Source organism: Paenibacillus sp. 2KB_22 (assembly GCF_052115745.1).
GTDB lineage: Bacteria > Bacillota > Bacilli > Paenibacillales > Paenibacillaceae > Paenibacillus.
In genome coordinates this window covers 169,486-181,292 of the sequence record NZ_JBFRHG010000005.1, presented here as the reverse complement: position 1 = coordinate 181,292, position 11,807 = coordinate 169,486, and the positions used below count along the sequence as shown (strand labels likewise).

11 protein-coding genes and 1 riboswitch are annotated in these 11,807 nt (G+C 47.9%); of the genes, 5 read left to right on the top strand and 6 right to left on the bottom strand.

Annotation, left to right across the window (positions count from 1 at the left end; translation table 11 throughout):
- Positions 1–87: 87 nt before the first annotated feature.
- Positions 88–687, top strand: coding sequence for a TetR family transcriptional regulator (locus AB4111_RS24790; protein ID WP_091018425.1), 600 nt, complete (start codon positions 88–90; stop codon positions 685–687).
- Positions 680–1,423 (top strand): oxygen-insensitive NADPH nitroreductase, encoded by a 744-nt coding sequence (nfsA, locus tag AB4111_RS24785; protein WP_442033618.1) that lies wholly within the window; start codon positions 680–682, stop codon positions 1,421–1,423. Before AB4111_RS24790 ends, nfsA begins: the two co-directional genes overlap by 8 nt.
- A 133-nt stretch (positions 1,424–1,556) precedes the next feature.
- Here nfsA and AB4111_RS24780 read toward each other — a convergent pair whose 3' ends face one another.
- From AB4111_RS24780 to AB4111_RS24760, 5 genes are all read right to left on the bottom strand, one after another.
- Positions 1,557–2,363 (bottom strand): TatD family hydrolase, encoded by an 807-nt coding sequence (locus AB4111_RS24780; RefSeq protein ID WP_442033617.1) that lies wholly within the window; start codon positions 2,361–2,363, stop codon positions 1,557–1,559.
- Positions 2,364–2,468: 105 nt separating this feature from the next.
- Positions 2,469–3,377 (bottom strand): ABC transporter ATP-binding protein, encoded by a 909-nt coding sequence (locus AB4111_RS24775; protein WP_442033616.1) that lies wholly within the window; start codon positions 3,375–3,377, stop codon positions 2,469–2,471.
- 86 nt (positions 3,378–3,463) lie between these two features.
- Entirely contained in the window at positions 3,464–4,222 is a 759-nt protein-coding gene (locus tag AB4111_RS24770; protein WP_442033615.1) for an ABC transporter permease, read from the bottom strand.
- A complete protein-coding gene (locus AB4111_RS24765) occupies positions 4,222–4,512 on the bottom strand; it encodes an MTH1187 family thiamine-binding protein (protein ID WP_105601532.1) in 291 nt (96 codons plus the stop codon). The genes AB4111_RS24770 and AB4111_RS24765 overlap by 1 nt, the downstream gene beginning before the upstream one ends.
- A 219-nt stretch (positions 4,513–4,731) precedes the next feature.
- Complete coding sequence (locus tag AB4111_RS24760; protein ID WP_442033614.1) at positions 4,732–5,772, bottom strand: ABC transporter substrate-binding protein; 1,041 nt, start codon at positions 5,770–5,772, stop codon at positions 4,732–4,734.
- 220 nt (positions 5,773–5,992) lie between these two features.
- Positions 5,993–6,105: riboswitch (TPP riboswitch) on the bottom strand.
- 287 nt (positions 6,106–6,392) lie between these two features.
- On the opposite strand from AB4111_RS24760, the gene AB4111_RS24755 reads away from it, so the two are divergent.
- Positions 6,393–7,793, top strand: coding sequence for a phospholipase D-like domain-containing protein (locus AB4111_RS24755; RefSeq protein ID WP_442033613.1), 1,401 nt, complete (start codon positions 6,393–6,395; stop codon positions 7,791–7,793).
- Positions 7,794–7,921: 128 nt separating this feature from the next.
- Positions 7,922–8,341, top strand: coding sequence for a hypothetical protein (locus AB4111_RS24750; RefSeq protein ID WP_442033612.1), 420 nt, complete (start codon positions 7,922–7,924; stop codon positions 8,339–8,341).
- Between the two features lie 422 nt (positions 8,342–8,763).
- On the opposite strand, the gene AB4111_RS24745 is transcribed toward AB4111_RS24750, so the two are convergent.
- On the bottom strand, positions 8,764–9,999 hold the full coding sequence (locus tag AB4111_RS24745; protein WP_442033611.1) for an MFS transporter: 1,236 nt from the start codon (positions 9,997–9,999) through the stop codon (positions 8,764–8,766).
- A 388-nt stretch (positions 10,000–10,387) separates the two neighbouring features.
- On the opposite strand from AB4111_RS24745, the gene serS reads away from it, so the two are divergent.
- Positions 10,388–11,686, top strand: a complete 1,299-nt coding sequence (gene serS / locus AB4111_RS24740; RefSeq protein WP_442033610.1) for a serine--tRNA ligase — start codon at positions 10,388–10,390, stop codon at positions 11,684–11,686.
- Positions 11,687–11,807: the final 121 nt, after the last annotated feature.

Sequence of the window (11,807 nt, the reverse complement as noted above, 5' to 3'; positions counted from 1 at the left end):
GTGTAATATAATAGACAGATACAGTACCTGACTACAGCCCTTGAGCTGAAGCAGAGGAAATGAACGGACAAGAGGGAGCGGGACGGAATGACGGAACCGGAGTTGGATATCAAAACGAGGATACTGCTTGCAGCCAAGAAGCTTTTTGCACAGCAAGGGTATGACGGGACGAGTGTTCGTCAAATCTGTGATGAGGCGGGTGCGAACGTGTCACTGGTCTCATACCATTTTGGCGGCAAAGAAAAGGTGTTCGAGGCATTATTCGAACATTTCTTCCCCGATCATATGATGAACTCGCTGGCTGAAGAGTCCATGTCCTCGCCTGTGGAAGGTATCCGACGAATTATTGGTGAAGTTGTGAAGTTCACGATGACAGATCGGGAGATGAGCGATATTGTGCAGCTTGAAATTACACTGCGTACACATCGCACAGCTACCGTATTTCGTTTTTTGGACCCCGTATGGACACGTGTGAGGGAACTGCTGCAAGAAGGAAAGGACCAGGGATTATTCCAGATCGAGTCCGTATCTTATGCAATGCTTCAGGTTATGGGTGTGGCTTTGGCACACAAACGGGCCAAGAATTCACGATTTGGCTTTGATTATCAACATATGAATACAGACGAGCTCGCGGAGCAGACAATTGAGTTCGTACTTCGAGGATTGGGAGTGAACCGCCATGAATGAAACCATTGAGTTGATGATGAAACACCGTTCTGTACGAAAATTTAAACCTGACCCGGTAAGTGATGAGCAGCTTGCAGCCATTGTATCGGCAGGGCAGATGGCTTCCTCTTCAAGTAGTGTACAAGCTTATACCGTGATTGCTGTGACTGAATCGGAGCAAAAAGCCAAGCTGGCTGAACTGGCAGGCAATCAGGCCTACGTCAATGAATGTCCGGTGTTTCTCGTATGGTGTGCCGATCTGTACCGGCTGAGTGATGCTGCGAAACGTCATCTTCCTGAGAAGGAATCGTATGCCGATTCGACCGAGAATTTCATGGTAGCCACGATTGATGCTGCACTGGCTTCCCAGAATGCTGCTCTTGCAGCCGAGTCCCTTGGATTCGGAATCGTATATATTGGCGGGCTTCGTACCCGGATAGAAGAAGTCGCTGAGCTGTTGGGATTGCCGCAGGGCGTATATCCAGTGTACGGCATGTGTATTGGTGTTGCAGATCAGGAAACGGGAATTCGGCCACGCCTGCCATTGAAGGCCGTTCTGCATCATAATCGATATAGTGCCGAGCAGAGCCTCCAAGGTGTTGAGCAGTATGATGAGACTACAACCGCGTACATGAAAGAACGGACCAATGGAGAACGAACGACCCCATGGTCCGAACTGATGGCGAAGCGTCTGACTGAGCCGACACGTTTGCAGGTGAGACCGTTCCTGGAAGGCAAGGGATTTTTGAAGCGTTAAGTTGAACGGAAGGTAAAAATTTTGTTCCACTTATATATATGTAGATTAGAAGCCAGTCGGGGTGAAAACGACTGGCTTTTTTGTGTTGTGTGGGCACGGGCAAGTGAGAGTGCTTGCAATTACGTGACTGTAATCAAGTTAAGCCGTAGAAACGCTTTGTATTCTGATAAAAGAGACGGGCGGCCCGTTCGGTTCCCATGCCGGTGATCTCACTCCATGCCTGAATGACTTGTCTGGTCATGGCAGGGTGTGTCATTCGTCCTTGGAACGGCCCTTCGAAGGGCCAAGGTCCGTCGGTCTCGGCCATGACTTGTTCTACTGGATACTGCCGGGCGAGTTCCCGAATCTCTTCTTCATAACGAATATCCGGCGTGAAAGAGATGAAATAACCGTTGTCTGCCATGCGTCTTACCGTTTCGCAGGACCCTTTGAACCAGTGGAAGTGCGCGCGTCGGAAATGATTTTGCTCCAGCAGATCACAGACGATATCCGCATCTTCGTATACGGCATGAAGGACAAGCGGTTTGTTATGCTTTTTCGCGAGTTGGATGAACCGTTCAAGCAGCTCGATATACCCGCTCTGATCGAAGCGCTGTCCTGCCTGCTCAGCCTCCAGACGATTGTAATAGGGAAGGCCGACTTCTCCGATGGCTGTGGCTTGTCCCATATGCTTCTCGATCCATTGGAAGAACAGGTCCATCTCTGCAGCGGATGGCAGTTCCTGTTCCGGATGAAAACCGAAGGCCGGATATATGGTGCGTGGATGTTGATTTGCAAGCTCCAGATTGACCTGGGCAGAGGCCAGATTCATGGATACCGCAATGACCGCTTCAACCTGCTGGGACGGAAATGATAGCAGCATCTCGCGTAGTTCGTCAGGGGTATACTGATCCAAGTGAATATGAGCATCAATTAATGGAGCGAAAGCTTGAGAAAGCATGAGGGAAATCCTCCTTGTGTTCATATATAGTTTAATTATGGTACGTCAGATTTCATATAATGGATCACCCATTAAAGGAAAATAATAACTTAAAAACCCGCGCTATTAGGATAGGCGGGCTTTCTGCTGTTCTTCTCTCATCCACTGTGCAATCTGCCGTTTCCGTTCAAGGAATGCCGATTCCTCCGTAATTTCTTCCCGTCTGGGGCGATCAAAAGGAACATGTACCTCATGCAACACCGTTGCAGGACGGTTGGATAGTACATAGACCCGATCCGCAAGCAGCATTGCTTCTTCGATATTATGGGTGATGAACAGCACCGAGCGGCGGTTCTGTTCCCAGATATCGAGCAGCCAGCGCTGCATGTCACTACGTGTCAGTGCATCCAGCGCGCTGAAGGGTTCGTCCAGCAGCATCAGCTCCTGCGGACTGAGCAGGGCGCGCAGGAATGCAGCACGCTGCTGCATTCCGCCCGACAACATATGCGGATATGCCTGTTCGAATCCGGCAAGACCCACGCTGCTTAACCACTTTCGAGCCTCCGCAAGAGCTTCGGCCCGGGGAGGAGCATCTATAGCTACTTCACCAGCAAGCAGTACATTGTCTTCAATAGTGCGCCAAGGGAAAAGGGCAGGCTGTTGTGGCATATAACTGATCTTGCCGCGTTGGCCTGTAACATCGTGACCGTTCATGAGCACTTGCCCTTCCTGTGGCTTCAGCAAACCACCGATGATATGGAACAGGGTGCTTTTGCCACAGCCGGATGGACCAACGATAGCGACAAACTCACCTTGTTTCACAGTCAGGGACAGGCCGTTTAGAACCGGTAGCCTGCTCCGTCGTTCCCGGAATGATGCATGAACATCCACGACATCCAGTGCAGGTGGAACCGTAGCAGCAGTCGTATTTGTCGGTAGATCAGGATTAGCCGAGTGAAGTTTTTCACCGTGCTTTGGTTCCAATGCGCGTGCTCCCCGTTCAGGCTGGACGTGTTCGTCCTGTTGCTGATTCATATGCTCATCACTTCCTAATATACAGATTACATCATATATTTCTTATCTTCCCATCGTCTCTTGATATGAACAGTTCGACCTTGTCGCTACCGCTTCTGTGGCCGCCAGCGCACGAGAAGCTTCTCCAGTAGGGCAATGAGCAGGAAGAGCAGTAAGCTGAGCGCGACAATAATCATGATCGCCACGAATAAGCGATCTGTTCGATAAGCTGACTTTTGCAGCATCATATAATAACCAATACCCTTGTCTGCACCAATCCATTCGGCGATGATGGCACCCATCACGCTATAGGTAGCGGCGATTTTGATACCAGAGAACACGGATGGCAGGGCATGGGGTAATTCCAGCTTCCAGAAGATATGGTGACGTTTCGCACCAGCCATGCGCATATAGTTCATCATCGCTGCATCTGTACGGGTCAAACCGTCCATAGCCGCCACCGCCACGGGGAAAAAGCAGACTAGTATGATGGTAATCAGCTTGGGCAACAAGCCGAACCCGAACCAGATTAACAGGAGCGGCGCGAGCGCGATGGTCGGGATATTTTGACTAAGAATAAGTAAAGGATACAGGGCTGACTTGAGAAAAGGAACTAAATGCAGCACCATTGCAATCAGTAATCCAACCGCTGTGCCGGCCGCGAATCCGATCAGGGTTAACTGAATGGTTGCGGAGGCATGCATGCCAAGCCGATCAGCCTGGGATGCCGCTTCGCGGGCGATATCGGACGGTGCTGGCAGCATCCATTTCTCGATATGGAACAGGGAGACGGCTCCCTGCCATATCGCTATAAAGAGAATAACCGCCACGAAGGGCGGCCATACACTTTTGAAATAGGCATTCATTAGCGGTACTTCTCCGTCAGGGTATCCATGCTGAAGCCAGTAGGGCTATGGGCAATTTTGATCTGAGAGATGATGCTTGGGCTGCCAGCCTCGACGAGTACTTCGTGCATTTTGCGGACAACCTCCAGCAGTTCCTCCAGTTCCCCCTCCATCGTGGTGTCGAGCGGGTTCACCTGATATTTCAGGCCAGATTGCTGAATAACTTCAATGGCGCGATCTACATAAGGATAAGAGTTCTCGCCATTTGGCGTTTTCGGAATAACCTGAATGCTAAGTAGTGTACTTGCCATGAGAGATCACGGCTCCTTTCGTGATAAATTGCATGAATTGAACCAGGTTTACACTTATCACTCCGATTGCAGCACCCTCTTCCGATCACTGTTATCCCCGGATTTCTTTAATGAAACTTAAAATGGAGGAAATCCGGGGATAAAGGTGAGCGCTTCGCTTCTTCAGATGGGTTCTGCACTCTTCGTTCTTGTGTAAAAAAGTTAAACTTAAGCAATTTTTTATTGGGGTAAAAACGCGTTCGTATATGCTTTGCTCACGTCGACCTGTTCATCCAGCAGCTTTTTGCTAAACATCCAGTCAGTGTAGTTCTGCCATACTTCCTGTTTCTGTTCTCCCCAGCGCGGGGCGTCATCCGTGTACTTCGGACTCAGCCATTTCTGGCTTGCCAGTACCAATTCCTTGTCCAGATCCGGTACGGCCTTGATCAGGATATTCGCTGCTTCTTCGGGATGATCAATTGCGTATTGATATCCTTCCGAAGTAGCCTTCAGGAATGCTTTCACCAGCTCAGGATCGTTCTGAATCGTCTGCTCGTTCGTTACGAGAACAGGCGTGTAGTAATCCAGTGCATCTGAATAATCCTTCACATATAACATGTCGATCGGTTCTCCGCGCAGTTCAGCTTCAATCCCCGTCCAGGCGTAGAAAATCCACGCGAAATCAATATCCCGTTTCACAGCGGTGAAAAAGTCGGCATCACCCATGTTAATGTTTTTCACTTTGGATACGTCGGCGCCTTCGCCTTCCATAATGGATTGCATCACGGCTTCTTCCACTGGGGAACCCCAGCCGCCATAAGTTTTGCCTTCAAAATCTTTCGGTGATTTAATATTCCGATCCGCCGGAGCAGCAAACCCGGATGTATTATGCTGAATAACCGCTGCGATGGAGACGAGTGGAACCCCTTGTGTACGGGCTTGAGTTACACTTTCCTGATAACTTACGCCAAATGGCACTTCATTGGAAGCAACCATCGTATCGGCACCGCCGGCACCTGGTTGAACAATCTCCACGTTCAAGCCTTCGGCCTTATAAAAACCTTGATCTACGGCCGCATACAAGCCGGTATGATTCGTGTTTGGTGTCCAGTCGAGCACCACTTTAACATCCTTGAGGGCTGCGTTGTCACCTTCATTGCTGTTTTCGGTGTTACTGCTGCCGTTTTCTCCTGAAGGTGCAGCTTCTTTGCCACCACATGCAGCCACAGCCACTAGAAGTACGCACAAGAGCAGCAGGCCCATCATTTTACGCCATCTCATCTTCATTTCTCTCCTTCGGTATGTCCGGCCAGTGGCACGGGTACTCCTTGGCTTCATATCCAAGCTTCTTGCATAAATCGACAGATTTATACCAGCTATGATCCGGATAACGTCACTTTTTTTTAGCTCTCTGGCTATATAAAAGAACATTAAAAAAGCGCCCCGTAATCCGGGACGCGTGCAGGCGTTAGAGAGGTGGCGTTCAGCCATAGGGCTGTTCCATTTCGATATACTCCGATTCCTACGCTGGCATGATCCAGATCAGGTCTAAGGGTTAGTATCTTGGTGGGATACACTCTCAGCCGGCCAATTCCGACTCCCCTGGGAAACTATGAAGTTACGGGCATTACTAGGTGTAATTATAGGCCAGCGGGTCGAACGTGTCCAGTCAGGAACTGGATGGGAACGTGGCGAATCATATAAGTAGAGCTGACTGTATGCATAAGCATCGGATTTCGGGTCATAGCCTACTTGCTTCTAAGCCACTTCGGTGATTAGTTTTTGAGCGTTTGGCCTTGAGCGGAGCAGCTTGATTCATTTAAACAACATAATTTAGAGATAAAAGGAGATAGTACTGCTATACAAATAATTACTTTTACATAAAAATGGGGGAGTACCGAATGATCCTAAAAACCATAATCGCAATGATTCTGTGTTATAGTGCCTACGTTTTTTTCACAGCTTACCTTTTATTTTTGGTTCCGTCTCCATCTGCTATTGAAAATACGGATATGCAAAAATCGTTAACAGAAGGAAGTACAACAGATCGCGTAATGCTCCTGGAGGACGGCTTTCAATCGGGTCAGGTGAGAATCCAGACCATTCGAGAGGCGAAAACAAGCATCGACCTGGCCTATTACTCCATTCAAAAAGGAAAAACATCTCAACTCTTTTTTGCTGCGTTATTCGATGCAGCTGATCGGGGTGTTCATGTTCGAATCATTTTAGACGGGATTTTTCACAGCATGCGCGGAGAATTGCGTGATATTCCAGATGCCATTGCAGCTCACCCCAATGTGGAATTAAGATATTATGAACCACTCCACCTATTTATGCCATGGACATGGCATAACCGTCTGCATGACAAGATCCTTCTTGTTGACAACACATATGGCATCATTGGCGGCCAAAATATTGGTGATAAATACATGGCGTTGCAACCCCCAAAAGACTATGTTTTTGATCGGGATGTCCTTGTTTACAATCCAAACGATAATACGAACAGCACGGTTGTTGAAATGAAACAATATATAGATCGGTTATGGAACCATCCATTCACCAAACCAGAAAAACATGCAAAACGTCAGCATCATGCAAAAGGGTTAAAAGAGCTGGCTGAGCTGGCTGAGTTATATAAAACAGCCCAGGCTCAGAGCGATCCTTTTGTTAAAGAGTTGCCAAAGGAATGGGCCCGAGGAGCGCTTCATTCTGACCACGTTGCTTTCATTCATAATCCAATTAAAAGGCTGTATAAAGACCCCATCATGTGGAGAACATTTGTTCATTTCGCCAATCAAGCAAAGTCGAAAGTGTACCTTCAGACGCCATATGCCATTCCTACCAAGAAAATGGAGAAAGCAGTACATCTGTCGATGAATCCAAAAGCAGAATGGGTCATGCTGACGAATTCAATCCAACAGACCCCTAACCCTTTGGCTTTCGCGGGATACTTAAGCTCTAAGGAATGGTTGCTTGATACCAGTCTGGCCATTTATGAATACGAAGGCCCTTATTCCATACACGGCAAATCATTTGTCATGGATGATTACCTCAGCATGGTTGGTTCGTATAATCTTGATCCCAGATCTGCCTTTCTAAATACGGAATCCGCTGTGGTCATTTCCGGTTCTGCATTCGCCAACCAATTAACAGAGGCTATGGATATCAAACGAGCACATAGTACACTTGCGGTTAAAGGTGAGCATCCAGCAGAATCTACGAATCAGAAAAGCTCTGTTTTCAAACGAATAGCAATCACAGCGTTATCCAAACTGTCTTTTCTGTGGAAATTTATGTTGTAGAAAAAACCGCATTCTCTTGAGATTGAATTTTTCTTCGGTTTATCATCTCTATATTTACGAAGGATATTTACGAAGGTAAACAGAGAGGATGAGAGAATTGCCAATAAGCAAGAAGGAAAGATTGTTTTTTGATTAATGATGTGTACAGGAATCGTCATCAAGATGACTTTCAATTTATGGCACAGTGGGTTACTTGGCACCTGGTAGAGTCCTTTATTGTTGGGCCTTTAGCAAAAAAAATTACATTTTCCTTACCTTTTGACAAGTCCAACAAAATCTTGGGCGTGCTCGCTATGTCATTTTTCATGGTGATTGTCATGGTTCTGATCATCTCTTTGTACGGAATGATTTCAGCGTATCTTGCGGACCCATTAAATGGGGTATCCTTACTATTCTTACTTCATACGTATCTTCATACAGTCACTCGTAACTTCAGTCTGGCACTTCCATATCAGTTGATCATTCTGGGACCACTCGTCCGATATATATTCGGTAAATTCATCAAGAGCAACGGGCCTGTAATGCCTACTGTTAACAAAAGTGTGTAATTCTAATGGGCCTAAAGTATTTCCTGGGCAATCTTGTGCAAATGAATAGACCGTATTCTGATCTTTAATTAAAGGGTGATCTGAGGTAAAGATAGGATATTGGCCACCATGGTTACAGGCTAACGAATCGAGAACATCTTATTCGGCCAGTTTTTAGGGAATGAAAAATGTAACGAATCTCAGCGGCGTTATGATGCTAAGAAACTGAAACGAGAACTTCATTTGAAGCTGATTATTTAGAATAAGATCTCTAGGATTCGTTAGATTTCAAATGTGCGGAAATGGAGATGGGTAGCGTGTACTAGGTTCGTTAGAACAGAGTAACGCCACAAAAAAATGTCCACCGTCAGGTCATGACAGTAGACATTTCAATCTCAATAATAGATATTTCTAATCATCAGGACTGGATCGACACCGAACTGTTAAGTCGCTGTATCGACCACATGTTTGTTCTGCCACTGATACGTGATCACACTAATGACAAGCAGGCCAACTGCAAAGATGGCAAGCATCCATGCAGACTGATTAACCGCCAGATGATCCAGACTCCATCCCGTAGTCAAAGGAAGAATGGCACCGCCAACCCCACCTGAGGCAATCAAAATGCTGGGTGTGGATTCTTCGGTTCCAGGCAGCAGTTTACTGGCGAATACTAGGGCAATGGAGAAGATGCCTGACATCGCAAGTCCGAGCAGCAAGATGATGAGAAACGCAGACCAGATTTGGTTTGTAAATGGAAACACCATTAACAAAAGAACAGATGCGAGACAACTGTACAGCACATAGACGCGGTATTGGAATTTCTCTGCGATATATCCCGCGAAGAGACGTCCTACAGACATGGCAATCCAGAAACAGGTGACACTAAGCGCTGCTCCGGCTTCCTTCATGTTCATTTTCTCAATCAGGATTGCTGGCATGAAATTCGCGAGGCTCATCTCGGTGCCAACATAAAGGAAGAAGAACAAGACAAATAGAACCAGAAGAGTCAGGTTGCGTCCGCGATAGGCTGAACCGGGTATACTTGCAGATGCGGGGTGTATCTCACCTGATGTTCCGGCAGTGTTCGTATGTACCGAAGCAGGATTTGACCCCCGTTGATCCAGAACCTTGTCCAGCTCTCCAAATGATCCTTTCGCCCAGAAAACAAAGGTCAGCGCTGCGCAGATTGCAACAACGAGGAAGGACAGACGCCAGTATCCGGCAGCAATCAGTCCGCTGGCCATGAGCGGCATGACCATGGCCCCGATCCCGAATAATACTTCCAGTCGGCTCATGGCAACGGCGGTATTGTCTTTAATTGCAGCGATGATAATGGTGCCAATGACAGCCTCAACCATTCCGAAACCGAATCCGGCAGCGGGTGCGATGACGAACATCCAGCCCCATGGTGGCAACAGCATGTAGGATAATTCTGCAATACAGAGCAATGCTGTGGCGATTAACAGGCCTCCCCTTTTACCAAAGCGTCTGTTCAGCCATGGAGATAACAATACACCACCCAGGAATCCGGCAAATTGAGCAAAGATCAATGTCCCGCCCTGGCTATAATCTTTGCCGTAATGCTCAAGTGCAACGGGCAGAATGGAACCGAGCACAACGTGGGCAAGTCCAATCAGGAAATAGGAGAGACACCCGATCCAAAGTAATTTTTTCATAAAGAACTCCTTCTACATATATACATAAATTGAGGATCACGATAAAGCGCAATCATGAAGACAAAGTCTATCATAACAGGACAGGTTACGTTGTGCCATGAATTCCTGATCGATACAAAAGGTTGCAATCTGGTCTATCGTTCGTATATACTGAGACACAACAATTACAGATCGGACCATGCCGTTGATGAGCATCCAACTCGGAGGCGTTTTCGCCAGGGGAGCGATATTTCCCCAAGTTAACCGGAACCGCCCGTTATCGCGGACCAAGAGGCTGGAAGCAGGATATCCTGATTCAGCAAGTTGGGTGGCACCGCGAGCAGAGCGCTCCTCGTCCCAAGGGATGAGGGCGTTCTTTGCATTTTTACAGCCAAAGGAGACGGTGACCATGTTGGAAATGAAATGGATTCGTGCACATGCAGATGAGGTTCAGGCAGCAGCAGACGGAAAAAAAATCAAGATTAACATTCGCACATTGCTAGAGCGGGATGAGGAACGCAGAACGCTTTTGCAGGAATCGGAAGAAGGACGCAGATTACGCAATACGTTATCCGCAGACATTGGCAGACTCATGCAAGCCGGGAATCGCGAAGAGGCCGAGGGTTTGCGGGCTCAGGTGAAACAGATCAATGAACAGTTGGAACACGTGGAAGCGAAGCTTGCCCCTGTGCAGGAGGAAGTAACCAAGCTGCAATGGCTGGTACCCAATATCGTATCCCCGGATACCCCGAAAGGCATGTCGGATGAGGATAATGTGGAATTGCGACGTGTGGGAGAGGTTCCAACGTTCGAGTATATCACCAAAGATCACGTGGAACTTGGGGAGTTGAATGATCTGATCGACATTCCTCGTGGAGTTAAGATTGGCGGTACGCGAAGCTATGTATTAAAAGGCGCTGGCCTGTTATTGCATCGGGCAGTACAGCAACTTGCGCTAGATCTGCTGCTGAAGCACGGGTTTACACCGATGGAGGTACCGCTGATGGTCAGGGAGGATGCATTGGTGAACACTGGATTCTTCCCAACCGGTCGAGATCAGGTCTACGAACTCGAAGGGGAGAACAAGTGGCTGGTGGGGACTTCTGAAGTGCCGCTTGTCTCGTATTATGCGGATGAGATTGTCGATGTGAAGGAGCCAGTGAAGCTCGCTGCGGTATCGACGTGTTTCCGTAGTGAGGTTGGCTCCGGTGGACGTGATGTACGCGGATTGTACCGTGTGCATCAGTTTGCCAAAGTCGAGCAGGTCATTCTCTGTGCCCCTGATGCGGAAGAATCGGAGCGCATGCTGCAAGAGATTACGGGACACGCGGAGGAATTGCTGCAATTACTTGAACTGCCGTATCGTGTTGTCGCCGTGTGTACCGGAGATATGTCGCAGAAAACGTACAAACAGTATGACATCGAGACCTGGATGCCGAGCCGTGGGGCATATGGGGAAACCCATTCGTCGTCGAATCTGCATGATTTTCAGGCTCGCCGTTCGAATATTCGTTGTCTGGATGCCGAAGGTAAGTTGGCCTATTGTCACACGCTGAATAATACGGCAGTGGCATCGCCGCGTATCCTGATTCCGTTGCTTGAGAATCATCAGCAGGAGGATGGAAGCATTCGCATTCCGGTAGCCCTGCGGCCCTATATGGGCGGCGCGGAGAGTTTGATTTTGCCAGAGCAGGATGAAGTGAAGTAGAGAGGTTATGTGACGCTTTAGGCAGTAGAAAAGGGGATGTTCCACACGTCAAGTTGCATGTGACGAGGGGACATCCCCTTTTAATGATAATACTTTTTTAGGATCCGATCTCCTAATATGT